Genomic DNA, 25,348 nt, shown 5'->3' with positions numbered 1-25,348 from the left:
ATCGACTATCCCAAGGGGCGTGGCCAGCTAATCGCCGCTTGCATCACAATATAGGCCGCCTGCGGGAGAAAACCAGCAAGCGGCCCGATTTCCTGACATCGGTTGGCCTCAGTGATGGAAAATGGATCTAGATTCCGTCACCCAGCATCTGGTCCATGACACGGGAAGGTTCCGCGCAGCCCGTGTCGCCCATGATCCGGGCGGGCACACCAGCGACGGTGACATTGTTGGGAACGGGTTTCAGAACCACCGAACCGGCTGCGATCTTGGAGCAATGGCCGACTTCGATATTGCCGAGAATTTTCGCCCCCGCGCCGATCAGCACGCCATGGCGGATTTTCGGATGACGGTCCCCGCTCGATTTGCCCGTACCGCCCAGCGTAACCCCGTGGAGGATCGACACATTGTCTTCAATCAGGGCCGTCTCGCCCACGACAAGACCGGTCGCATGATCGAGGAAGAGTCCGCTGCCGAGCCGCGCCGCCGGATGAATATCGGTCTGGAAGATCGATGAGGAACGGCTTTGCAGGTAATAGGCGAAATCCTTGCGGCCTTCATGGTAAAGCCAGTGCGCTAGGCGGTGGGTCTGTATCGCATGGAAACCCTTCAGATAAAGGATCGGGTCCATGAAGCGGCTATAGGCCGGATCGCGATCATAAACCGCCTGAATATCGACGCGGACAATCTGCGACCAATCTGGATTGGCATCCAGCATGGCATCAAAGGTCTGGCGTAGAATATCGGCGCTCAGGTCGGCATGGCCGAGACGCTCGGAAATGCGACGCATGACCGCGTCTTCCAGACTAGGCTGGTTGAGGATCGTGGCATAGAGGAACGTGCCCAGAACGGGATCATTCTTGGCCGCTTCCTCCGCTTCGGCACGGATGGAATGCCAGATAGGATCAACCTGACCCAGACCGGGGGTCGCTTTCGCTGATGTGCGAACGGACATATGCATACTCCAGTTTTGCACCGCGCGAGGGAAGAGACAGCCGTGCTTTCGCTCTGTCCCCGCACCGCAATACGAGTTCGGCGCGCAGCATACAGCATTTCCAGCAAAAGTGTGAAACGGTTTTGCGTTCGGAAATGCGCACCTGCAAATAGCAATCCTCGGTTGTCCGGGGGATTGGCTTAAAATGCCTTGCCTGCCACCGCCGAGTTTGGCGCAGCATCCAAGGTGCGTGCTTTGCTGAGGATCAAACTCCCGTCAAAGCGGGTTTTCTTTCAAAAACCCAAGCACTGCCTGCTTGTAGACCTTGTCGCCCACGGCCAGCATATGGTCGCGGCCCGGAATGTCGACCGCCTGTCCATTCGGCAGAAGATCGGCGAGTTCCTGTGCGCTGCCGGCAATATCGTCGGTCGTGCCGACTGCAACGAGAACAGGCTGCATGATGCGCGCTATCGCGGCAGCCGGAACAAGTTCCTTGGAGGTGATCACGCAGGCTGCAAGGGCGATACGGTCGCTCCTGGTCTGGTCGGCGAATTTGCGGAACATCTGGCCACGCGGATGCGTGATCGTCGTCGGGTCTTCGGCAAGCAGCGCCTCTCCAATCGGCTCCCAGTCGCCCGCGCCCGTTACCATGCCGATGCCAAGGCCACCGAAAACGGCACTGTGAACGCGCTCGGGATGTTCCAGCGCCAGAAATGCCGAGATACGCGCGCCCATGGAATAGCCCATGACATGCGCATTTTCGATGCCGAGATGATCGAGAAGCGCTGCCGCATCCGCCGCCATTTTCGTCGGCGTGTATTCGTCCGCATCATGGGGCTTCGCTGAAAGCCCGTGCCCGCGATTATCGATGGCAATCACGCGATATCCGGCTTCGGTCAGCGTTCGGAACCAGCCGGGCGAAACCCAGTTGACCAGACTTGACGAAGCAAAGCCGTGAATGAGCAGGATCGGATCGCCTTCACCGTCCTGACGATAGGCCAGGCGCAGGCCGTCATGTTCGAAATATTCGATATCGAGGGCACTCAATTCCTTATTCCTCTTGGGACATTTCCGAGCCAAGGTGCGAAGCCTTTGCATCAGGAAAATGCGTAAAACAGATAGACAGAGCGGTTCCGCTTTAGCTGGAACACCTGACTGCGATCAGGACCGACAAACACCGCAAATCACGCGGTGGGTGGCCCTGTCGCCAAGCTTTATGCCGGTTTGCTTGACCGTGCCGGCCAGAAGTTCCACGACATACGCCGCCGGAACCTCGGATGAAATGATATTTTCGGAGAATGGCACTGCATTTTCGTGAATGGCCGATACGCGTCCCTTGTCGTCAAGGAAGACCATATCGAGCGGCGACGGTGTATTCTGCATCCACATCATGACGCGGCGCATCTCGCCAAACACGAAGATCATCGCCCGGTCCCGGGGAAAGTCCGTGCGCCACATCAGGCCTCGAACGCGAGCGTCGTCAGTATCCGCCACTTCAAGCGCAAAATTCACCTTGTTGCCGTTGGCGGCGACGAATGTCAGCGGCTCCTTGTCGACCGGCAGCCTCATCGGTTGTGCTTCATCAGCCTGAGCGGTGAATGCGAGAAAAACAAATGCAAAAGCAAGAAAAATGCGGCCCATGACCTGCCTATTCAAAGAAAGAAACCAAGCCGGAACCTATCAACGGGAGGTGATGACCACAAGACCGCGCGAACAGCCACGCCGCGCCCTCACCTGCTTGTTACAGCGATCGGGTAAAGCCGGCGCACTTTGAACAGCCGCACTCCAGAACGCGCTTCGATCTGACGGGATCAGATGGACGCTCCGCCTTCTTCTATATCAAGCATAAACTTGAACGCCTTCGTTTCACTCTGGCCGGATTATGCTCTAGTGAGAAACAGGAATTGCCGTTCCGATATCCGGATGGATCTCAGCAGCCATCAGGCCCTTGTCGCCCTCACCGAAGCGGATCAGCACCACCTGACCGGGACGCAGTTCCATCATGCCGAAACGACGCAGCGTTTCCATATGGATGAAAATATCTTCCGTGCCTTCGCCGCGCGTCAGGAAACCGAACCCCTTGGTGCGGTTGAACCACTTCACAATCACGCGCTCAAGTCCGCTCGACGGCGTGACGGTGACATGGGTGCGCTGCGGCGGCATCTGCGCGGGATGAACGGCGGTCGAGGTATCCATCGACAGCACGCGGAAACATTGCAGGCCGCGCTCGCCCTGCCGGACCTCACAGACGATGCGAGCACCTTCCAGAGCGGTCTGGAAACCATCGCGACGCAGTGAAGTCACATGAAGAAGAATGTCATTAAGGCCCGGCTGGTCCGGAACAATGAAGCCGTAGCCCTTGGCTACGTCGAACCATTTGATATGGCCCGAAATTTCGATGATATCGCCCAGCTCTTCCGAGGCGTGCTGGCTGCGAAACTGGTCATTTGACACAGACTTGTCCGCCATGCGTTCGCCCCTCCTCTGTTCTTCCATTGCGATTCCGACCTGATTCTTGTCCAAAGAATAACACTTCCTTAACCGGAGGCGGCAAGTCCAAACTTGTGTCAGTCCCCATGAAGACCACACACTTCACAACTTCATGGTTACTTTTCCCGCGCGGCAGCCCTCGCAACCCGCCAACCACTTCAAATATGGCCGGTCGCCGATTTGGCAATGAGGGTCCGGGGACATTTCCGGTCACATCTGCGGCTCAAAATTCTTGAACCCTGTTCTGTGGGTGATAGCTTGACGTTCGGTCTCCGACATCGGATTCGATATCCCCGCCGAACCAATCGGCGTTCCATGCGTTTCACGAGCGTCAGCCCATGAATTACAACAGCCGAGGAAAAGACTATGCGCTATCTGCACACGATGGTCCGAATTCGCGACATCGATGAATCTCTCGATTTTTATGTAAACAAACTCGGCCTTGAAGAAATCCGCCGCACTGAAAATGAGAAGGGCCGCTTCACGCTGATCTTTCTCGCCGCGCCTTCCGATACGGACCGGGCAAAGGCGGAACGCGCGCCGGAACTGGAACTGACCTACAACTGGGACCCGGAAACCTATATGGGAGGCCGCAATTTCGGCCATCTGGCCTATATGGTCGACGACATCTACGCCACCTGCCAGAAGCTGCAGGATGCAGGTGTCACCATCAACCGTCCGCCGCGTGACGGTCATATGGCCTTCATCAAGTCACCCGACGGCATTTCCATCGAACTGATCCAGAAGGGCGAACGTCTGGCGCCACAGGAGCCTTGGGCTTCCGCCGAAAATATCGGCAGCTGGTAACAAAGACATGCATAAAACAAAAAGCCCGGTCGCGAGACCGGGCTTTTTTCGATCCTGAACGGCTATTCCGTTCCCTGAATGGCAGCAAGCTGCCATTCGCCGCCATCCTGGCGGGTGAATGTCCAAAGCTCGACGCTTTCCACCGGCTCATTCGGATTCCCTTCGACGACGGCGCCGGTATTGCGATCCAGCATGACGTCGATTGCTGAATAGCGGATCGCGACGGTTGCGTATTCGGCGTTGCCTTCGCGCCAGGCTTCGGAAACATCGCCCTGCAAAAGCTTGACATCCTTCACTTCGTTGCGCATGCCGCTGGAAGCGATCTCGCCCAGTTCTTCAGCCAGATAGGACATGGCTTCCGGGGTCGCGAGCTTGCGCAACGCCGCGTAGTCCTCACGGCCATAGGCTGTCTGGACTTCAGAAAGCATCTGCTCGAACCGGTCCAAATCTTCCTGACCGACATCCATCGGCTCGTCTTCAACGGCCGGAGCAGCCGGAGCAGCGTCCTGCTTTGTCTCAAACGGGTTTACCGATGGGGTGCGACCACCAAAACCCGCCAACGGCCCGGCCTGGGCAGCGGCGGATTTTGCCGCGCCAAAGGGCTGGGCGCCTGCATTACCGGCACCTGCCGCTGCCGGCTGGCGGCGGTTCGCGAACATGCGCATGACGAACATGGCAATGAGCGCGATCACGGCAACCTGCAGGATCAGGCCGAACATGCCGGCAAGACCGCCAAGGCCGTTGCCGAGCAGCATGCCGATAAGGCCGCCGACGAGAAGACCGCCGAGCATGGAACGACCGAAATTGCCGAACATGCCGCCGGAACGCTGCGCCTGAGCAGCATTCTGCGTTGCGCCCGCCGCCGGGCGGCTGGTTTGTGTAGCGCCGGTATTGGGCGTCATGGAACGTTCGATGGGAGCTGCGTTGTTAGGCGCGGTGCGGGTTGGCGCGGGTGCCGAATAGGTGCGCGCACCACGGCTGCCGAAACCGCCACCGCCCGCGCGGCGAGCCTCGGCGAAATCGACCGCAGCAAAGGAGGCAATCAGCCCCAGCACCATTGCAGCTGTCAGTTTGGTCAGGCGGTTTCCGGAACCCGGCATCGGTTTCTCCCACTTAGAGTCATGTCTGAATGTTTAAGTGCTCATATGGGAATTCGCCCCCGCCCCTCACAAGAGCGTGAAGACAAAAAACTGAAGAATTTCAAATGGCCCGGAAACGCTCTAGATTGGCAAAGCCGCGTCCAGAATCTGGATCTGGGGAGTGACCGAGCCATTCCAATGGTTTAGCGACAGATTGCCTGCGACATGGACACTCTGGCCGATATTGTTGAACAGGAAGCGTCCGAGATCGCCTTCCGCCGCCCGGAAGGCTATGGCGTTGACGCGCTTTCCATCCGCGCCGCGCAGTGTAACGCGCACATGATCGCGCCCGACGCCCCGCACATCGGCCAGTATGTGATGCGGCAGCGCCAATATGGGCTGCGGATGCGCCGAACCATAGGGCCCCGCCTTCTGCAAGGCTTCATAAAGCGATACGGTGGCGCCCGATGCGGCCAGCGCGCCATCGATGGAAAGGCTCTGATTTTCTCGCAGACGCGAGACGATATGCGCCGACTCTTCTTCAAGATAGGCACGCAACGCGCCAAGATTGCCGCGCTCGATGGTGATACCGGCGGCCATGGCGTGGCCGCCGCCCTTGACGAGCAGCCCACGATCCATCGCCCCGCGAACCAGTTTGCCAAGATCAAGCCCCATGATGGAGCGACCGGAGCCCGACCCAACGCCATTGGCGTTGAAGGCGATGGCAAAGGCCGGCCGCCGCGCCTTTTCCTTCAGCCGCGAGGCGAGCAGCCCCACAATGCCGGGATGCCAGCGGTCGCTTGCCGTCACGATCACCGAGGCGCCCGCACCACCGGAGATTTCCAGCGAGGCTTCCGCTTCCGCCTCCATGAGCATTTCCGCTTCCATGGCCTGCCGCTCCTGGTTGAGCCGGTCAAGCTCCACAGCGATGCGATCTGCCGTTGCGGGATCATCCAGCGTCAGCAGTCGCGCGCCAAGCCCGGCGTCGCCGATGCGCCCGCCCGCATTGATGCGCGGCCCGATCAGGTAACCCAGATGGAAGACATTGAGAGGCTCTCCAATCCGCGAGACGCGGGCAAGCGCCGCAAGGCCGACATTGCTCTGTGATCGCGCAACGAGCAGTCCCTTCACGACGAAAGCGCGATTGACGCCAGTCAGCGGCACCACGTCGCAGACCGTGGCGAGCGCCACGAGATCGAGCAGGGAAAGCAGGTCCGGGCCCGCCCCCTTGCCACGCTCCCGCAATATCTTGGTCACCTGCACCAGCGTCAGAAAGACCACGCCTGCAGCGCAGAGATGCCCTTGCAGCGAAATATCGTCTTCTCGGTTCGGGTTGACGATAGCCACGGCATCTTCCGGCAGATCACCACCCAACTGATGGTGATCGAGCACGACGACATCGGCGCCTGCCTGCTTCGCGGCTGTAATGGATGGCGCGCTGTTGGTGCCGCAATCGACTGTGACGATCAGAGTTGCGCCCTTGGCGACCAGATCGCGCATGGCATCGGGATTTGGGCCGTAACCTTCGAAAATCCGGTCGGGAATATAGATGGAATGCTGAATGCCGTAATGTTTGAGAAAACGCGACATCAGGGCGGAGGAACAGGCCCCATCCACATCGTAGTCGCCGAAAATGGCCACGGTCTCGCGGCGCAGAATGGCATCGGCAATGCGCCCTGCCGCCTTGTCCATATCGGTGAGCGTCGCCGGATCGGGCATGAGATTGCGCAACGTCGGGTCGACAAACTCAGGCGCGCCTTCCACCGACACACCCCGCCCGGCCAGCACGCGCGCGACGAGATCGGTAATGCCGTGATGCTGCGCAATGGCAAGGGCCGTGTTGGCCTCACGCAGGCCAAGCCGGTCCACCCATTTCTGCCCGGTTGCGGATTGTTTTATTCCGAGGAAAAAGCGCTCTGTCGTCATGAGATTCTAAAGACACAAAAGGCGGCAGACGGTCAAGCCGGACGATTTTTATCGCGCCAGTCGGCAGGACTGAGCGACGTCACCCGCCGGAACTCGCGATTGAAGTTCGATTTGGTCTGAAACCCGGATTCAAACATGACGGTTGTTATCGAAATGTCGTCCTTCTCAAGCCGACGGCAAGCTTCGGCAATTCGATAATCATTGATAAAACGGGAAACATTCTGGCCTGTCAGCCGGTTGACGGCGCCCGATATCTGGCGCGCCGGAATGGAGGCTCGTCGAGCCAGCCGCGACAGCGTCAGATTTTCATCGAGAAAGAGCTTTTGCTCAGTCAAAAGCGCTTCGACCTTATCCAGAACATTGCGATCTATTTCGGCATCCGGCGCCGATGGCGTCGTTTCAAAATCCGCTTCTGGCGCAGCTTTGGCGCGAGCTGCCGTCAGCGCGGTCAAGCCGATAAGGAACAGGCCGAGCAGATTGGCATTGCCGATGATCGCAGCCGTGTAATCGCCTTTCCGCCATTCGAAATCCAGCACCACCATCAGATCGAACAGGGCGGAAAAACACAAGGATGCAGCGGCAATGACAAGAGCCCGATGAGCTGCCACCGCACTATCGAGGCGCGCCGCATCCAAGGCATCGGGACCGGAGCGCCCTAGCAACAGCAGGGCAAGCGCATAGCCAACGTAAAGCCCAATCAGCGCCGCATCGATCAAACCCGGCGCGAAGTAGACCATTGCGGCAATGACGAATGGCGGCAACGCGTGAAACCAGACCAGAACGGTATCGTCTGCTTTCGACTGATGGATGAGGCTTCTGAAACTCATCAGCGTCAGTCCCGGCAGGCAACTGGCTACAACAGGCAGAACAAAGCGCAGTTCTGTAATCCCGTAGCCCCAGCGCAAACCGACAATGAGCGACTGCAACGCGCACAATCCCAACACGAGCAGGAAGGGCCGGTTCGCTCCGCGCCAGCCGAACCGATGCAGAAGAACGGCCATCAGCAGAAGCATCAAAAGGGAGGAAACGAAAGGCAAGGGAATGAAAATCATAAAACACACACGAGTGAAACGCAGACAGCCGATCATGGCCCAAATCGTGATCCGAAACGACCTGAATCATGATCAAGGACGCCGTTCGTGTGAAAACAGGTGACGGTCTCCCTGTTCCATCAATCAGCGGAGACCGTCATGTTCCCCTATCATACCGTCATATTCCTTCTTGCCCTTTTCGTCGCCGCCCCCAGTCAGGCTCATGAGGTCGGCCAGCGGGAGATCAACTTCACCAATGCGGAAACAGGCCGCACGCTTGAAGTCGGTATATGGTATCCAGCCGCGGCCGGTGGCAAAGCTACTTTGATCGGCGACAATATTATTTTCAAAGGTGCTCCGGCTGTGATCAATGCCACACCGGAAAAAGACAACTTCCCGTTGCTTGTCATGTCTCACGGTTCCGGCGGTCGTTCTGAGAGCATGACCTGGCTGGCAACTGAATTGGCCAAAGCCGGATTTATCGTCGCAGCCCCCAACCACCCCGGTACAACCAGTGGCGATTCCACACCGCAGGACACGCCGAAAATCTGGGAGCGCACCGGGGACCTGTCGGCGGTGATCGATACGATGACAACGGACCCGACGTGGCGCGCAATAATCGACAAGGACAGGATCAGCGTTCTCGGCTTCTCGCTCGGCGGTGCTGCCGCCATGGAAATTGCAGGCGCAAGAGCCAATCTCGAAGCTTATGCCCGCTATTGCGATGCTTACAGCAAATGGGATTGCGCATGGTACGCCGGTGGCGTTGGCTATCGAAATGGCGGGCAGATCAAGGTCGACAAGGTTGATTTGCGCTCAATCGACAGGAACCGCTTCGAGCAATCCAATCTCGACCGCCGCATTACATCAGCTGTCATCGTTGATCCCGGTCTTGCGCAAGCCTACGATGAACAGAGCCTTGCATCGATTTCAATTCCGATGACCTTCATCAATCTCGGCGAAACCCAGACCGTTCCTCCGGGAGTGGTGGCCGACAAGCTGGCATCGATCACGCCCAAAGGAACTTATGCGGTTGTCGCTGGCGCCACCCATTTCAGTTTTCTGCCCGAATGCAAGGAAGGCGCCGCAGAACATCTGAAAGCCGCCGGAGAAATAGACCCCATTTGCAGTGATGGTGCCACTCGTCCGCGTGCCGACATTCATGCTGATGTCGCACGACTTGTATTGAAGGCGTTGCAGCCTCAGCCAAAAACCTGAACCAGAACAGACAAAGGCGGCATTCTGCAATGCCGCCTTTGAGAAACTTACGCTGATCCAGCTGAACTAAACGAAGGACCGACAGGTCCTAGAACTTCGACAGATCCTGATGGCGCGCCTTGATCTCACGGACAGTCTGCGACGAAGAACGCATTACGATAGTATGCGTCTGGATATAATCGCGGGCAAACTTGACGCCCGAGAGCATGTTGCCGTCCGTCACGCCGGTCGCGGCGAAGAGCACGTCGCCCTTGGCCATTTCTTCCATCGTATAGACCTTCTTTGGGTCTGCGATGCCCATCTTGGCGGCGCGGGCGATCTTTTCGTCGGTATTGAGCTGGAGACGGCCCTGCATCTGGCCGCCGATGCAGCGCAGGGCTGCCGCTGCCAGAACGCCTTCCGGCGCGCCGCCAATGCCGATATAGATGTCGATGCCCGTCTCGTCGGGATTGGTTGTGTGCATCACACCGGCCACGTCACCGTCGCCGATAAGGCGGATTGCGGCACCCGTCGCGCGCACTTCCTCAATCAGACGCGCATGGCGAGGGCGATCCATGATGCAGGCGGTGATTTCATTCGGCTTCACGCCCTTCGCCTTGGCGACCGACATGATGTTGTCCGTCGGGCTGGCATCGAGGTCGACGACGCCCTTCGAGTAACCCGGACCGACGGCGATCTTTTCCATGTAGACGTCAGGCGCGTAAAGCAGGTTGCCCTTCTCGGCAATCGCGATCACGGCAAGCGAGTTCGGCAGGTTCTTGGCGCAGATCGTCGTGCCTTCCAGCGGATCGAGCGCGATATCGACGTCCGGCCCCTGCTTGGTGCCAACTTCTTCGCCGATGTAGAGCATCGGCGCTTCGTCGCGCTCGCCCTCACCGATAACCACCGTTCCGGCAATCGGAAGGCGGTTCAGTTCCTGGCGCATGGCATCGACGGCCGCCTGATCGGCAGCCATTTCGTCGCCGCGGCCACGCAGCCTCGCCGCCGCCACTGCTGCACGCTCGGCCACGCGGACCAGTTCGAGTGTGAGAATGCGATCGAGTCCGTGGGGTTGCTGCTCTGCGGTCTTGGCCATTTGAACAAAGTCCTGAATTCGAATTGCGTGGATGGGGCGCATCACGCCCGCTACTGCCGCCTCTTATAGCGACACTGTGCAAACCTTTTGTCAAAGTCCCCCGCCCCCTGCAAGGGCGGGAAAGCTAAAAACATTGTACGCTCAAACTCTTAATCGATTTAAGCAATACACGGTTCGTTTCACCTCCCGGCCGGATGTGAACACTCACACCCGGCCAGAAGTTATTAAACAACCGAAAGATGTTGAACTATTCAGCTTCCGATAGCATCAAAGAAAAACTCCGGACTTTCCAGCTCGACCAGCTTTTTTCTTTCGATCATCCAGAACCGGTTGCCGACATTGCGAACAAAACTGCGGTCGTGCGAGACGATCAGGCTTGCTGCCTCATTGCGCAGCAGTTCCACCTCCAGCGCTTCCTGACCTTCGATATCAAGATGGTTCGTCGGTTCATCGAGGATATAGAAGTTTGGATTGGTCAGCCGCAGAACCAGCATGGCCAGCCGTGCCTTCTGCCCGCCGGACAGGCGTTCAAGCGGCTTTGCCTGCATCTCGAGCGTCATGCCGGCACCAGCCAGAAGGGACCGCGTCCGCTGGTCGCCAATATCGAAACGTTTCGCAATCGTCTCGAATGGGGTCCATTCCGGACGAAGTTCCGACAAGGCCTGATCGCTATATCCGAGCACCAGCGACGGTGTCGCCTTGATACCGGCCTGTGCGCGGTCCGGCGCAAGGATGGCCTCCCGCACCAGCGTCAGCAAACGGGTCTTGCCCATGCCATTGGCGCCCAGCAGGACGATACGGTCGCCCGGATTGATCCAGAGCTGCCCCGTCTTCAAGAGCAGCCTGCCGTCCGGTGTTGCGATTTCGGCCCGATCGAGAACAACCAGCGCTTTGGCGTGGCTGCCGCGGCTGTTCAGTATGATCTTGCCGGCAGAGCGTTCCACATGCGCTGCCTTGGCGCTTTCCTCGATCTTGTCGGCCCGTGCTTTCAACTGCTTGGTCTTGATCACCAGCAGATCGCTGCCGGAATTGATGCCGATATTGTTGAGCTTCGCGGCCTGCCTGCGCAGTTGCTGGACTGTCTTCATGTCCTTTTCGAACTGCCGGGCATCCGCCGCGTCGATTTCATCGAGAGCAACCCGCGCCTGACTGTATGGCAAGGCGAAGATCGGTGATTTTTCCGCCCGCAGGAACAGCGTCCGCTTCGTCACCGCATCCAGAAAGGCGCGGTCGTGACTGCTGACCACGACCGCGACTGAACGCGGCAGCGCATTCAGCCAGTCTTCCAGCAGCCGCACTTTTTCGAGATCCAGATGGTTGGTCGGCTCGTCGAGCAGGAGAACGTCGGGCTCCGACACCCATGCGCGGGCGAGAAGCGCGAGCCGCTGCCAGCCGCCGCTGAGTTGGCGCACGGGGAGTTGTCGCAATTCCTCGGCAACGCGCAGGTCGTCCAGAACGATATCGGCCCGCCAGCTTTCATAATCGCGGGCTTCTTCGTCGAGACCATCCAGCACGAGATCATAGAATGTCCGGTCAAACAGCTGTTCCGGCACATACTGGCTGACATAGCCGATCTTCAATCCACGCGACCGCGTGATCGTGCCGAGCGTCGGCTCTCCCTCCCCGACAAGGAGACGCAGGAGGCTGGTCTTGCCGCGCCCGTTGGCAGCAACGAGACCAAGGCGCTCGCCCTCGCCTATGACGAGATCGAGATTGGCAAAAAGTGGCTCATGAAGGGTAAGCGAAAGATTCTGGATAGAAACAAGAGACATGGCAATCTGCTCAATTCTGCCACGCACCAATGCCCGGTTTCCATACCGCGATATGCATCAATGTGCTGGCGAATGTCCGGCAGCGATCAATGACCGCGCCTTCAGGAAAAGGCAGAATAAGACAGTGTGCTCGTCTTTTTCCGCCCTGCACAAGTTATTTATGCAGGGCAAAACCGGGGCCGTGCTGACGGTGATGATCATGACGCGTCACATACATCATACAGCCCTCCTTTTCCTGTGCTTGTCTCTTCAAATGAATCAAAGCCGGATCGATTCCGACCCGGCTTTCATAACAAAGGGGAATTGAACCTGCAAGAGTGGCAGGCCTTCCAGAAAACGCGCCAAAAGTGCAGCGCGTTCTGGTTTTTTGTCTAACGCATGTCTTTGTTCCCAAACCGGTATCCGCTTTGGGAAGGCATGCTTTATCCGGCGCGTTCGATGCGGATCATCTGTGGTGTGTCGACCAGATGATCGTCCTTGAGGATCGCTTCCAGCGCTTTTTTGACAGCCGATTCGGTCGTCTCATGCGTGACGAGAATGACCGTCTTGACGCCTTCCCTTGCTGCATCATCCATCGGCGGGCGCTGCACGATCGATTCCAGCGAGATGTCATTTTCAGCCATGCGCTTGGCAATGGCCGCGAAAGCGCCGATACGGTCAAGCACGGTCAGGCGGATGAAGTAGCCGCCCGCATGCTTGCGCATCTTGGCGCGCCTGTAAGGCTGCAACGCCTTGGCAGGCGTGCCGAACACCGGCCCATGCTGGAAGCCCGGACGGCTCTTGGCGATATCGGCAACATCACCGATCACGGCGGATGCCGTCGCATTGCCACCCGCGCCGGGGCCGGAAAGCAGAAGCTCGCCCAGAAGATCGGTTTCGATTGCCACGGCGTTGGTCACGCCATGCACCTGCGCAATAACCGACGAGGTCGGCACCATGGTGGGATGCACGCGCTGTTCGATGCCTGTATCGGTCTTCTGCGCGACACCCAGAAGCTTGATGCGATAGCCGAGTTCATCGGCGGCGCGAATATCGGCGAGCGAAATATTGCTGATGCCTTCGAGATAAATGTCATCGGCAGCGATCTGCGTGCCGAAGGCAAGACTGGTCAGCAGCGCCAGCTTGTGCGCCGTGTCATTGCCTTCAATGTCGAAAGTCGGATCGGCCTCTGCATAACCGAGGCGCTGGGCATCCTTGAGACAGGCTTCGAACGAAATGCCCTCTTCCCACATCCGGGTCAGGATGTAGTTGCAGGTGCCGTTCATGATGCCATAGACGCGGGAAACCGTATTGCCGGTCAGCGATTCACGCATTGCCTTGATGACCGGAATACCCCCGGCCACCGCCGCTTCGAAGTTGAGAAGGACGCCCTTATCCTCGGCGATCTTGGCAAGCGCAACGCCGTGCCGCGCCAGCAGCGCCTTGTTGGCCGTGACCACATGGCGACCGGCGCGCAAAGCCGCTTCGACAGAAGCCCGGGCCGGTCCATCCTCGCCGCCGATGAGTTCTACGAAAACATCGATATCGGCAGATTTGGCCAGCTCGACCGGATCGTCGAACCAATTGATACCAGAAAGATCAATGCCGCGATCCCGGTTGCGGTCGCGGGCGCTGACCGCCGTGACCGTAACAGGCTTGCCGCACTGGCGCGTGAGCATTTCGGACTTGTCACGCAGGATACGCAACACCGAAGCACCAACGGTGCCGAGGCCGGCAACGCCGATCCGTAATGCATCACTCATTATTTCGACCTTCTGTATGGAGTGGCTATCAGGTGGGATGCCACGGGCGGCGAGTTGCCGTCCGTGGCGATTTCTAAAGACTATCCGCGACGACCGTCGAGCGGAATTACATTTTGCAGGTTCTCATGCTTGGCGGAGAGAAAACGCTTGATGTTACGCGCGGCCTGACGGATGCGGTGCTCGTTCTCGACCAGCGCAATACGCACGTAATCGTCGCCGTGCTCGCCAAAGCCGATACCGGGCGCGACGGCCACATCGGCCTGTTCGACCAGAAGCTTGGAGAATTCGAGCGAACCCAGCGAACGGAAGCGTTCCGGAATCGGAACCCAGGCGAACATGGTCGCAGCAGGCGGCGGAACATCCCAGCCCGCACGGCCAAAGCTCTCGACCAGCACATCCCGGCGCTGCTTGTAGACATTGCGCACATAGGCGATGTCCGATCCGTCTCCATTCAGCGCCGCTGTCGCCGCAACCTGAATAGGCGTGAAAGCACCATAATCGAGATAGGACTTCACGCGGGTGAGCGCTGCGATCAGGCGTTCATTACCGACCGCAAAGCCCATGCGCCAGCCTGGCATGGAGAATGTCTTCGACATGGAGGTGAACTCTACAGTCACATCCATGGCGCCCGGCACTTCCAGCACCGATGGCGGCGGATTGTCGTCGAAATAGATTTCCGAATAGGCAAGATCCGACAGGATGACGATGTCATGCTTGCGGGCGAACGCGACGACGTCCTTGTAGAAATCGAGCGTCGCCACATAGGCCGTCGGGTTGGACGGGAAATTCAGGATCAGCGCGATCGGCTTCGGGATCGAGTGCTTCACGCCGCGCTCCAGCGTCGGGATGAAGTTCTCGTCCGGCTTTGCCTGGACCGAGCGGATCACGCCGCCGGACATGATGAAGCCGAAGGAGTGGATCGGATAGGTAGGGTCCGGGCACAGAACCACATCGCCCGGCGCGGTGATGGCCTGCGCCATATTGGCGAAGCCTTCCTTGGAGCCGAGCGTGGCCACGACCTGCGTATCCGGATTGAGCTTCACCCCAAAGCGCCGCGCATAATATTGCGCCTGCGCACGACGCAGGCCGGGAATGCCCTTGGAAGCCGAATAACGATGTGCGCGCGGGTCCTGAACGGCCTCGCAGAGCTTGTCGACGATGTTCTGCGGGGTCGGAAGATCGGGGTTACCCATACCAAGATCGATAATGTCGGCGCCCGCCGCTCGCGCCGATGCCTTCAGACGGTTGACCTGTTCAAAGACATAAGGGGGCAGACGACGGACTTTATGGAATTCTTCCGACATGATCCTGTTCCAGTGGAGGGTTGACGTAATGGCGCGCATGCGCCGCAAAGGAGCTATACACCTGTTCTCGAATCGGGTCGAGACGTGTTGCCGCGTCAAAGGATGCGGATTTCGTCTCTAGAGCACATCCCGAAAAGTTTAACGGTTTCGGATAAGATGCGCGCCAAAAACCAAGGAAGAAGTTACTCTTCCCCGCTTTCGATCTGTTTCAGGGTAGCGTCCGTATCCTGCTGCGCCTGCTTGCGCAGGGCAGCAGCCTCGGCGGGCGTGAACCCCGCACCGCCGGTTCTGGATGCCGCCAGACGCGTGCGGTCGGCATCAAGCTTGGTAGTAAGCTGCTGCTTTTCTTCTGCGGTGATCTGCGTGGTCGCAGCCTTCGGCATATGGCCGAATGTCGGGAAAACACCGGTGCGGGAAGCGCCTTCCTGCGGCGTACCCTGAAACTCTTTTCCGCCCGCGCATGCCGTGAGCATCGCCGCCGCTGTTGCTGCCAGCAATAGGTTGGCGATCTGCCGCGTGCGCTTGGTCATGTTTCTGTTCCCGGTTGATGCCGCATAAGGCGCCGTTGGTCACAGCGCCACACAAAGATAAAGCAATTGGCAAGGGATAGCACCAAGTCGAGGCATCCTGTCAACAAGTGAGTGATGCAAATCGGAAATTCGGCTTGCGTTGAAGGCCGGAGGCTGCTCCAAACCATCCGAGACCCCAGCAGAAAAGGAAAATGTAACCAAAGGTTACACAAAGTAATATTTCGTTATAAGCGAATATTCCGCCATAGGCGCGAAGTCATTTAACGCCAGATGCGCATCAATAGTTGCACTCGGCGATTAAAAAACTTAAAAATTGGTAACGAATTGCCGAACAGGTGATTTGTCCATTACAGCGGAATGACCGTCATTGCTCTGAGGTGACTATCATAACTCGCTGATATTTCTGAATTTCTTTCCCGGCACGAACAGTCGGGAGCTGTGGGGACGATCAGCCACTGGACGTGACGTCAGCCTCGCACGGGAGAGCCGATCTCCCGAAACCAGGTAGGCCCGGCGAATCCGGGTCGCCAAACTGGTCAGGGAAATCGAGCTGGAGCAGACTGTTGAAATTTGCACATTCTACACACCGGACCTCGGGCAGGTTTCTATCAGGCAGCGTGGCTTTGCTTGCGCTTCTTGTCACGTCCTGCACGTCGACCGGCACAGGCCTTGACGGCAAGCCGCTACAGATGACCTCCGCCTCCGATGGCTCCGTGATTGCGGATACATTGCAAAGCGCAGCCGATCAGACAGCCGTAGCCGAGGCGGCGAAGGCGTCGCCTGCGGAGGAGAAAAAGGCGGAAGCCAACCCCGGTGAAACAAAGCCCGCCGTCGTGGCAGAGGCGGCAAACACCAATAACAAGGAGCAGGCGAAGCCAGCCCCAACTGCCGCACCCGCCGAGCAGCAGCAGACCCAGGTAGCAGCCCTCGCCCCCCAGCAGCCGAAGAGCACATCGCTTTTTGGCATGTTCGGCGGCAGCAAGCCCGCTGCACCTGAAGCGGCTCCGGTCGTAGAGCAGCCAGCGGAAGCGGCTCCTGCCGAAACCGCGAAGAAGCCGCAGGAACCGGCAAAGGAAGAAAAGCCCGCCGAAGCAGCAGCGCCGGAACAGACCGCAGCGGCAAAGCCTGCCGAGGCTGAAAAGCCTGTTCAGGTCGCTTCGCTCTTTGGCTCCACGAAAAGCGCTTACGCCTCGCCACAGCGCCCAACGGCCTCGCAAGGAAGCATTGCCCGGCTTTTCTCCGACGAATCGACCGGCACGCGATCCGACCGAACCGAAAGCAGGAAGGTTGCCGTGGTGAAGCCTGTTTCGCCTTCCGCGAAGCATGATTACAATTATTCGCTACCGGGCGTGCGCCCGAATGGCGGCATCGAAATCAAACATCGCAACAGTCTCTATGACGATAGCGATATTGATGCGAACGAAGACGATGAATCGGCAAATCTGACGCTTGCTTCGGCTCCCGGCCTTGCGCGCCTTGCGCCCAACGGGCTGAAAGTGCAACGACAGACCGTGGATGTCGCCTGCCTCAAGCCCCAGCTCGTTTCCATGCTGAAAACCATGGAGCGTCATTTCCGCCGCCCGGTGATGGTGACTTCGGGTTACCGCAGCCCTTCCTATAACCGCAAGGTCAACGGCGCACGGAAATCGCTCCATATGATCTGCGCCGCCGCCGACATCCAGATCGATGGCGTGTCCAAGTGGGAAATCGCGCGCTTCGCCCGCTCCATGCCGGGACGTGGCGGCGTCGGCACCTACTGCCACACGACTTCGGTTCACGTCGATGTCGGGCCGGAGCGCGACTGGAACTGGCGCTGCAAGGGTTGACGAAGCGCCCTCACTGAACACTTAAAGCCGGATCACCCGATCCGGCTTTTTCTTTTGTCTTTATTTTTCAACCGAGTAACAAAATCGGCCGCAGGGATTTTCCCCATTTTTGCAGTACATTCGATTTTTTTCAGAAAAGTGTTTTTTGGGCTTGCGAGTCAGAACCTTCCTCAATATAAGCCCACTCACACCAGCAACGGGCGCCCATCGTCTAGCGGTTAGGACGCCGCCCTTTCACGGCGGAAACAGGGGTTCGATTCCCCTTGGGCGTACCATTGCTGGTTTTTTCTTTTCCCCTTACAATTCAATCTGTTAGCACTCGATGTGCTCTGTTTTGCGCTGTCAAAACTTATTCACAGACAAGTGAAAAAGGGGCTTGCATGTCGGAAATTTCCTGACTATAAGCGCCCCACACCAGCAACGGGCGCCCATCGTCTAGCGGTTAGGACGCCGCCCTTTCACGGCGGAAACAGGGGTTCGATTCCCCTTGGGCGTACCATTGCTGGTTTTTCTTTTCCCTCGAAATTGACGCAAATATTACTGGCTGAACTGCCAGGATGTTGCTACGCGCCGGACTGCAACCTTTTTGAAAGGACAGCATGATGCCGAAAGCAACAGCAATCGTTCCCACCACCCATGCCAGCCGTTACCTGCAGCAGCTCTGCAAGCATTGGGCGCACAAATTCGCGGTCGAATTCTCTCCTGAACATGGCACGATCGATCTTGGCGAGAATCGTCTCGTGATTCTCGATGCCGATGCTGAAAAACTGACCACGACTGTCGAAACATCGGAAGAAAACCTTGCCCGCCTCGAAGAAGTCGTGGCGAGCCATGTTGTCCGCTTCGCTTTTCGCGAGGAACTCGTCTTCGAGTGGATAAGGCAATAGCAAAGGCGGCAGCGTTTACCCTATCCGTAAAATGCCCGCAAATTGCCCGGAATAGCCATTATCGCATCACAATCCGGGCAAATTTTCCCGCGAAATTCCTCCCAGTTTCAAATGACTGATTTAATGGGGAAGAATAATGACAAGCGAAACAAGAACCACTCTCACCTTTCTCGGCGCCGGCCTGGTTGCTGCGGCAATGGCTCTCGGTGCGGATATGAGCTGGGCCGACGTCATCAAGGCCCTTTTCTGACCGCCACCGCCTATATTGGCTATTTCCGCGAAGCTGTCAGAAAAGCCTTTCGCATACGCGCCGAACTGCTCTACATCGGCGCATGATTTTTCAAACGCCTCTGGTCACCGGCAGGCTGGAACGCCGCTACAAAAGATTTCTCGCCGACGTCACGCTGGATGACGGGCGGTTCATCACAGCGTCCGTGCCCAACACCGGTTCGATGCTCGGACTGAGCGCTCCAGGTTCCCGCGTCTGGCTGAGTGTTTCGGATGCCCCTCACCGCAAATATGCCCATACGCTGCAGATTGTCGAAGCGGATAATACGCTGGTTGGCGTGAACACCGGCTTGCCCAACAGAATCGCCGAAGAAGCGATCGTGAAAGGTCTCATTCCGCACCTTTCAGGATATGCCAGCCTCAAGCGCGAGCAGAAATATGGCCGGAATTCGCGCATTGATCTTCTGCTGGATGACGGCCCCCGCCAGCGGGCCGATGTCGAGGTCAAAAATGTACATTTCATTCGCACGCTCGGACTGGCGGAGTTCCCCGACACGGTGACGGCGCGCGGAGCGAAGCACCTTGAGGAACTGATCGACGTGGTTGCCGCTAGTCATCGGGGCGTGATGCTGTTTATTATCCAGCGAAACGATTGCAGCAGATTCAGCATTTCCGGCGATCTCGATCCCACTTACGCACGCGCTTTTGAACATGCGCGTGCAAACGGGGTTGAGGCCTGGGCCGTTCGGTGCCACATAACGGATAACAGCATTGACGCCACTGAACTGGTGCCAATTGAATGATTAAGGTCTAAGACGGATCGAGTGATGGTAACCTATATCGAAGCGACAAGTGCACCCATGAAATATACGGGCCAGATCAGGCTCTATGGCCCCGAGGCTTTCGAGGGTATGCGCACGGTCTGCAATCTGACGGCACGCTGTCTCGATGCCCTCAACGATATCGTCAAGCCAGGTGTGACCACCAACGAGATCGACCGCTTCGTGTTCGAGTTCGGCATGGATCACGGCGCGTTTCCGGCAACGTTGAACTATCGCGGCTATACGAAATCGACCTGCACGTCGATCAATCACGTCGTCTGCCACGGTATTCCGAACGACAAGCCGCTGCGCGAGGGCGATATCGTCAATATCGACGTCACCTATCTCCTTGATGGCTGGCACGGCGATTCCAGCCGCATGTATGCGGTAGGCGAAATCAAGCGCGCCGCCGAGCGGCTGCTGGAAGTCACCTATGAAAGCCTTTTGCGCGGGATCGCAGCCGTCAAGCCGGGCGCCAAGACCGGTGCAATCGGTGCGGCGATCCAAACCTATGCCGAAGGCGAGCGCTGTTCTGTCGTGCGCGATTTCTGCGGCCACGGCGTCGGACAACTGTTCCATGACGCACCAAATATCCTTCACTACGGCACGCCTAATGAAGGGGTGGAAATCAAGGAAGGCATGATCTTCACCATCGAGCCGATGATCAATCTCGGCAAATCGCATGTGAAGGTTCTAGCCGATGGCTGGACGGCCGTTACACGGGACCGGTCGCTGACGGCGCAATATGAACATACGGTCGGCGTCACGAAAGACGGCTGCGAGATATTCACTCTCTCCCCAGCCAACGTCTTCGGACCGCCTTCCATGAGATGACGTCGAAGTGATATCATCTCGATAATTGTCTGGTCTGTTTTTGCGGGGGTTTAAACAGTATGGCAAAGAGCAAGACCGAGACGGGTAATGCGCAGATGCCCGGCTTCAGCGATACGCTGCAACTGACGCCAAAAATCGAAAAGCCGCATTACGCCGGGCATCGCGATCGTCTCAAACAGCGTTTCAGGGAAACTCCCGACGCGCTCGCGGATTATGAATTGCTCGAAATGCTGCTGTTTCGCGCCATTCGGCGCGCGGACACCAAGCCGCTCGCCAAGGCGCTTTTGACCCGGTTCGGCTCGATTGCCGAAGTGCTGGCCGCCCCCGAAAAACTGATCGCCGAAGTTCCCGGTGCCGGGCCCACCGTCGCGCATGAACTCAAGCTTGTGGAAGCCGTCGCCAAGCGAAGCGCCCGCAGCACGGTCATGGAGCGCGAGGTTCTGGGCTCATGGAATCAGGTGATCGAATATTGCACCACCGCCATGGCCTACGAGACCCGTGAGCAGTTCCGCATCCTGTTCCTCGACAAGAAGAACAAGATGATTGCCGATGAAGTGCAGCAGACCGGCACGGTCGATCATACGCCCGTCTATCCGCGCGAGGTCGTCAAACGGGCGCTGGAACTATCCGCGACCGCCATCATCCTGGTCCACAACCACCCGTCCGGCGACCCGACCCCATCGCGCGCCGATATCGACATGACCAGGCAACTCGTCAATGCCGCCAAGGCGCTCAACATCACGGTGCACGACCACGTCATCGTCGGAAAGCACGGTCATGCCAGCTTTCGCGGGTTGGGATTGATCTGACAGCGCATCCACCTCGAGCCGTTACCAATTGTTAAGCATAGCGCAAGGAATGGCTGCGCAATGCATGGAAATCGCTCGAATTTTCTTAAATTTGGACACAATCAGAGGTGAGACGGAAGCCAGAGCGAAGGCAAGGCCTTTCGATGGCAATAATGAATTCAGGCATGTTTCCCGCCAGCGTTCTTCGACGGGAAAATCGGAGTAAAAAATGTTGAAGCGTTCTATCACAGCAGTGGCGCTTGGCGCCGCAATCGTTGCTTTTGCAGGGTCGGCTTTCGCTGCCGACATGATGGGAGCAACGGACTATTCCTATAACGATCCGGTTGCCAGCGGTCCGCATGACTGGTCCGGCAATTATATCGGCGCACAGATCGGCGCTTCCTCGTCCAAGGTTCCCGGCCCCTTCACCAACCGCACCGGCGCTTTGGGCGGCGTTGTTGTCGGCAAGAACATGCAGAGCGGCAATGTCGTGTTCGGTGCGGAACTCGAAGGCAACTTCGCCGAAGCGGAGCATCGCATCGGCCATGGCGGCAGCCTCCAGCAATCGTGGAACGGCAATGCCAAGGGCAAGGTCGGCTATGCTTTCGACAAGACGCTGGTTTATGGCACCGCCGGCTACGGTGTGACCCGCTTCAAGGCCAAGGACAACACCACCTCGGCCCCCGGCTGGGAAGGCGGCGCACTGATCGGCGCCGGTGTCGAGCAGGCACTGACCGGCCCGCTTTCCGTCAAGGCCGAGTATGACTTCCAGCGCTTCAGCGATGTGAAGTCCCGCGTCAACGGCGTGGAGCAGCGCAACAATCTGAAGAACCATTCGATCAAGGCTGGCCTGAACTACAAGTTCTAGACCTCTTGATCGATGCGAAACTTCATTCTGTTTTCGCATCAAGCAATTCGCCTTTTGCACAAAGGGCTGCGTTTCACGGCGCAGCCCTTTCGTTTTGCATAAATTTATCTTCATTTCGCAGTCTGACTACGTCATCGGATGGCTTGACTCCGACAGGCACTCACCGCTTATAAATTGCGAGTGGATTGCGGGGAACAATAAGAGCGAAAAGTTCAACCATCATATCGGGAGGTTGTCTTACCTTGCCGTTTAATTCTCCCGCGCCTGAACACTTGGATATGTGGTTCTGCTTCCGCAGGCCATGCAGTCAGGAATGAAAGAATGCAGCGCGTTTTTGACGGACATAATGATGTCCTTCTGCGGCTTTGGGAAAATGCCCGCAAGGGCGAAGACCCGATCAGGGAATTTATCGACGGAACGGATAGCGGCCATATCGATCTCCCCCGCTCTCTTAAAGGCGGTCTCGCTGGCGGCATATGCGCCATTTATGTTCCCTCGGGCGAGCATATCGAACTGGGCAAGCCGGACGCGAATGGCCATTATGAAACGCCCCTTTCGCCACCGCTGGAACGCAGCCCCTCCCTCGATATCGCTCTCGATATCGCTGCCATTGCTCTCAAGCTGGAAGCCGCTGGCGGCTGGAAGCTCTGCCGCAATGGCCGCGATCTCGACGAGACGCTGGACAGCGACACATTCACCGCCGTGCTGCACATGGAAGGCTGCGAAGCCATCGATGAAGATCTGGCCGCGCTTGAAGTCTTTTACGCCGCGGGCCTGCGTTCGCTCGGACCTGTCTGGAGCCGCAACAATATCTTCGCTCACGGCGTTCCGTTCGCCTACCCGATGAGCCCCGACACCGGCCCTGGCCTGACGGATACGGGCAAGCGCCTCGTCAAGGCATGCAATGCCAAGGGCATTCTGATCGATCTGGCGCATATCACCGAAAAAGGCTTCTGGGACGTGGCGAAACTGAGCGATCAGCCGCTGGTTGCCAGCCATTCCAATGCACACGCCCTTACTCCCGTCGCACGCAACCTGACCGACCGTCAGCTTGATGCCATTCGCGAGAGCAAAGGCCTTGCCGGACTGAACTACGCCACGACGATGCTGCGCGCCGATGCCAAGGAAGACTCCAACACGCCGCTTTCCGATGTGGTGCGCCACGTGGATTACATGGTCGAACGGATGGGCATCGACTGTGTGGCGCTTGGTTCGGACTATGACGGTGCAACAATTCCAGCGGAAATCGGCGATGCGGCCGGCACGCAAAACCTTGTCGCAGCTTTGCGGAAAGCGGGATATGGTGAAGAAGAGCTGGCAAAAATTTGCCGGGGCAATTGGATACGCGTTTTGAAACAGGCCTGGCACGAAGCAGCGTGATCTGGAGCGCATCCTGTGAACGGTTATCGGAACAGGACGCGCAGGAACAAAGACAAAATCCCAAACAAAATCACAGGAAGGGAACTCTAACATGATGCATTTCGGACGTTTTCGTATTCTGGCTGCCGGTGCGGCACTTGCGGCCGTGCTGGCTGCAAATCCGGCCTGGTCCGCCACGCCGGCCGATACGCTGGTCCAGGCATGGGCCATCGACGACACGATCACGCTGGACCCGGCCGAGTCTTTCGAACTGAGCCCGGCTGAATTCATCGGTAACGCCTATGACATGCTCGTCCGTCTCGACATCAACGACACGTCGAAGGTCGTTCCGGGCGTCGCCGAAAGCTGGACCGTTTCCGACGACGGCCTCACCTATACGTTCAAGCTGAAGAAGGACATCAAGTTCGCTTCCGGCAACCCGATCACTTCTGCCGACGTTGCCTACTCCTTTGAGCGTGCCGTGCGTCTCGACAAGAGCCCGGCCTTCATCCTGACCCAGTTCGGCCTGACGAAGGATAACGTCAACGAAAAGGCGAAAGCCGTTGACGACAGCACCTTCGTTTTCACCGTCGACAAGCCTTATGCACCAAGCTTCGTGCTGAACTGCCTGACCGCGACCGTCGCCGCAGTCGTCGACAAGAAGCTTCTCGAAGAACATGCCGAGAAGGTGACGCCGACCGACGAGTACAAGTACGAAACCGATTACGCCAATGCATGGCTGAAAACCAAATCGGCAGGCTCCGGCCCGTTCGTGATCCGCGAATGGCGCGCCAATGAAGTCGTCATTCTGGAACGCAACGACAATTTCTATGGCGAAAAGGCCAACCTTAAGCGCGTCTTCTATCGTCACGTCAAGGAAAGCGCGACGCAGCGCCTGATGCTCGAATCCGGCGATGTCGATGTGGCGCGCAATCTGGAACCGGGCGACTACGAAGCTGTCCTGAAGAACGACAAGCTTTCCACGACCAGCGCCGCCAAGGGCACAGTCTATTACATCAGCCTCAACCAAAAGAACCCGAACCTGGCCAAGCCTGAAGTTCGCGAAGCTTTCAAATATCTGGTCGATTACGATGCAATCGGTTCGACGCTCATCAAGGGCATCGGCGAAATCCGCCAGACCTATCAGGCCAAGGGCGTTCTTGGCGCTCTCGATGCTGCGCCGTACAAGCTCGACGTCGCCAAGGCGAAGGAACTGCTTGCCAAGGCCGGTCTGAAGGACGGTCTTTCGGTTACGTTCGACGTGCGTAACGGTCAGCCGGTCACCGGCATTGCCGAATCCTTCCAGCAGACCGCTGCACAGGCCGGCGTGAAGATCGAAATCATCCCCGGCGACGGCAAGCAGACGCTGACCAAGTATCGCGCCCGCAACCACGATATGTATATCGGCCAGTGGGGCATGGACTATTGGGACCCCAATTCCAACGCTGAAGCTTTCACCAGCAACCCGGACAACAGCGACGACGCCTCGACCAAGACGCTTGCATGGCGCAACGCCTGGGACATTCCGGAGCTGACCAAGCAGACGCAGGCTGCTCTTCTGGAACGGGACAACGACAAGCGCGCCGAACAGTACAAGAAGCTGCAGCAGGAAGCGCTCGACCAGAGCCCGTTCGTCATGCTGTTCCAGCAGGTTGAAGTCGCCGGCATTGGCGGCAATGTGAAGGGCTACAAGCTCGGCCCGACATTCGACTCCAACTTCCTGGCGAACGTCAGCAAGGAATAGTCGGCCATGCTTCGGCGTGTGGAAACAACCACGTGCTGAAACGGCTTTAAATCAACGGGATGGAGCGGTTTTCTGAATCAATAAGGAA

The 25,348-nt window shown here is 57.9% G+C and carries 22 protein-coding genes and 2 tRNA genes; 12 read left to right on the top strand and 12 right to left on the bottom strand.

All coding sequences use genetic code 11. The annotated features are described in order from the left end of the window. Positions 1–127: 127 nt before the first annotated feature. From cysE to ACS5UA_RS02055, 4 genes are all read right to left on the bottom strand, one after another. Positions 128–952, bottom strand: coding sequence for a serine O-acetyltransferase (cysE, locus tag ACS5UA_RS02070; RefSeq protein WP_443101125.1), 825 nt, complete (start codon positions 950–952; stop codon positions 128–130). A gap of 255 nt (positions 953–1,207) precedes the next feature. Further along, positions 1,208–1,978, bottom strand: coding sequence for an alpha/beta fold hydrolase (locus ACS5UA_RS02065; protein WP_021585956.1), 771 nt, complete (start codon positions 1,976–1,978; stop codon positions 1,208–1,210). Positions 1,979–2,092: 114 nt separating this feature from the next. Beyond that, positions 2,093–2,572, bottom strand: a complete 480-nt coding sequence (locus ACS5UA_RS02060) for a DUF192 domain-containing protein (protein ID WP_021585957.1) — start codon at positions 2,570–2,572, stop codon at positions 2,093–2,095. 246 nt (positions 2,573–2,818) lie between these two features. Further along, positions 2,819–3,400, bottom strand: a complete 582-nt coding sequence (locus tag ACS5UA_RS02055; protein ID WP_006470303.1) for a cold-shock protein — start codon at positions 3,398–3,400, stop codon at positions 2,819–2,821. A 387-nt stretch (positions 3,401–3,787) separates the two neighbouring features. Between ACS5UA_RS02055 and gloA the strand changes: the two genes are divergently transcribed. Beyond that, positions 3,788–4,228, top strand: a complete 441-nt coding sequence (gene gloA / locus ACS5UA_RS02050) for a lactoylglutathione lyase (protein ID WP_021585959.1) — start codon at positions 3,788–3,790, stop codon at positions 4,226–4,228. Between the two features lie 62 nt (positions 4,229–4,290). Here the strand turns inward: gloA and ACS5UA_RS02045 are convergent, their stop codons facing one another. The 3 genes from ACS5UA_RS02045 to ACS5UA_RS02035 all read right to left on the bottom strand — a co-directional run bounded on the left by ACS5UA_RS02045 (position 4,291) and on the right by ACS5UA_RS02035 (position 8,285). Then, positions 4,291–5,328, bottom strand: coding sequence for a Tim44 domain-containing protein (locus ACS5UA_RS02045; RefSeq protein WP_021585960.1), 1,038 nt, complete (start codon positions 5,326–5,328; stop codon positions 4,291–4,293). A gap of 120 nt (positions 5,329–5,448) precedes the next feature. After that, on the bottom strand, positions 5,449–7,233 hold the full coding sequence (recJ, locus tag ACS5UA_RS02040; protein WP_025090419.1) for a single-stranded-DNA-specific exonuclease RecJ: 1,785 nt from the start codon (positions 7,231–7,233) through the stop codon (positions 5,449–5,451). A gap of 32 nt (positions 7,234–7,265) precedes the next feature. Next, positions 7,266–8,285, bottom strand: coding sequence for a helix-turn-helix domain-containing protein (locus ACS5UA_RS02035; protein ID WP_025090420.1), 1,020 nt, complete (start codon positions 8,283–8,285; stop codon positions 7,266–7,268). 138 nt (positions 8,286–8,423) lie between these two features. On the opposite strand from ACS5UA_RS02035, the gene ACS5UA_RS02030 reads away from it, so the two are divergent. Next, positions 8,424–9,482 (top strand): alpha/beta hydrolase family protein, encoded by a 1,059-nt coding sequence (locus ACS5UA_RS02030; RefSeq protein WP_021585963.1) that lies wholly within the window; start codon positions 8,424–8,426, stop codon positions 9,480–9,482. A gap of 88 nt (positions 9,483–9,570) precedes the next feature. Here the strand turns inward: ACS5UA_RS02030 and glpX are convergent, their stop codons facing one another. From glpX to ACS5UA_RS02005, 5 genes are all read right to left on the bottom strand, one after another. Next, on the bottom strand, positions 9,571–10,557 hold the full coding sequence (gene glpX, locus ACS5UA_RS02025; protein ID WP_006470299.1) for a class II fructose-bisphosphatase: 987 nt from the start codon (positions 10,555–10,557) through the stop codon (positions 9,571–9,573). Positions 10,558–10,808: 251 nt separating this feature from the next. Next, positions 10,809–12,329: an ABC-F family ATP-binding cassette domain-containing protein gene (locus tag ACS5UA_RS02020; protein ID WP_443101124.1), complete on the bottom strand. Its 1,521-nt coding sequence runs from the start codon at positions 12,327–12,329 to the stop codon at positions 10,809–10,811. Between the two features lie 422 nt (positions 12,330–12,751). Further along, the gene (locus ACS5UA_RS02015) at positions 12,752–14,071 is read right to left on the bottom strand and encodes a homoserine dehydrogenase (RefSeq protein ID WP_443101122.1); all 1,320 of its coding nucleotides are present in this window, start codon (positions 14,069–14,071) and stop codon (positions 12,752–12,754) included. Between the two features lie 80 nt (positions 14,072–14,151). Next, positions 14,152–15,375: an LL-diaminopimelate aminotransferase gene (locus tag ACS5UA_RS02010; protein WP_021585967.1), complete on the bottom strand. Its 1,224-nt coding sequence runs from the start codon at positions 15,373–15,375 to the stop codon at positions 14,152–14,154. Positions 15,376–15,557: 182 nt separating this feature from the next. Beyond that, positions 15,558–15,905, bottom strand: a complete 348-nt coding sequence (locus tag ACS5UA_RS02005) for a hypothetical protein (RefSeq protein ID WP_006467069.1) — start codon at positions 15,903–15,905, stop codon at positions 15,558–15,560. 563 nt (positions 15,906–16,468) lie between these two features. On the opposite strand from ACS5UA_RS02005, the gene ACS5UA_RS02000 reads away from it, so the two are divergent. From ACS5UA_RS02000 to ACS5UA_RS01955, 10 genes are all read left to right on the top strand, one after another. Further along, complete coding sequence (locus ACS5UA_RS02000) at positions 16,469–17,731, top strand: YcbK family protein (protein WP_031346338.1); 1,263 nt, start codon at positions 16,469–16,471, stop codon at positions 17,729–17,731. 200 nt (positions 17,732–17,931) lie between these two features. Continuing rightward, a tRNA-Glu gene (locus tag ACS5UA_RS01995) sits at positions 17,932–18,006 on the top strand. Positions 18,007–18,155: 149 nt separating this feature from the next. After that, positions 18,156–18,230, top strand: a tRNA-Glu gene (locus ACS5UA_RS01990). Between the two features lie 103 nt (positions 18,231–18,333). After that, the gene (locus tag ACS5UA_RS01985; protein WP_031346339.1) at positions 18,334–18,618 is read left to right on the top strand and encodes a DUF2218 domain-containing protein; all 285 of its coding nucleotides are present in this window, start codon (positions 18,334–18,336) and stop codon (positions 18,616–18,618) included. A gap of 332 nt (positions 18,619–18,950) precedes the next feature. Further along, entirely contained in the window at positions 18,951–19,649 is a 699-nt protein-coding gene (sfsA, locus tag ACS5UA_RS01980; protein ID WP_443101121.1) for a DNA/RNA nuclease SfsA, read from the top strand. Positions 19,650–19,673: 24 nt separating this feature from the next. Then, complete coding sequence (gene map, locus ACS5UA_RS01975) at positions 19,674–20,501, top strand: type I methionyl aminopeptidase (protein ID WP_021585971.1); 828 nt, start codon at positions 19,674–19,676, stop codon at positions 20,499–20,501. 59 nt (positions 20,502–20,560) lie between these two features. Beyond that, entirely contained in the window at positions 20,561–21,310 is a 750-nt protein-coding gene (gene radC / locus ACS5UA_RS01970) for a RadC family protein (protein ID WP_021585972.1), read from the top strand. A 208-nt stretch (positions 21,311–21,518) separates the two neighbouring features. Beyond that, on the top strand, positions 21,519–22,157 hold the full coding sequence (locus ACS5UA_RS01965; protein ID WP_006467076.1) for an outer membrane protein: 639 nt from the start codon (positions 21,519–21,521) through the stop codon (positions 22,155–22,157). Between the two features lie 321 nt (positions 22,158–22,478). Continuing rightward, the gene (locus tag ACS5UA_RS01960; protein ID WP_021585973.1) at positions 22,479–23,537 is read left to right on the top strand and encodes a dipeptidase; all 1,059 of its coding nucleotides are present in this window, start codon (positions 22,479–22,481) and stop codon (positions 23,535–23,537) included. 91 nt (positions 23,538–23,628) lie between these two features. Continuing rightward, entirely contained in the window at positions 23,629–25,260 is a 1,632-nt protein-coding gene (locus tag ACS5UA_RS01955; RefSeq protein WP_006467078.1) for an ABC transporter substrate-binding protein, read from the top strand. Positions 25,261–25,348 lie beyond the last annotated feature (88 nt).

This window comes from Brucella sp. RRSP16, assembly GCF_052246815.1.
In the GTDB taxonomy this organism is placed as follows: domain Bacteria; phylum Pseudomonadota; class Alphaproteobacteria; order Rhizobiales; family Rhizobiaceae; genus Brucella; species Brucella intermedia.
This window is presented reverse-complemented; position numbering and strand designations above follow the sequence as displayed.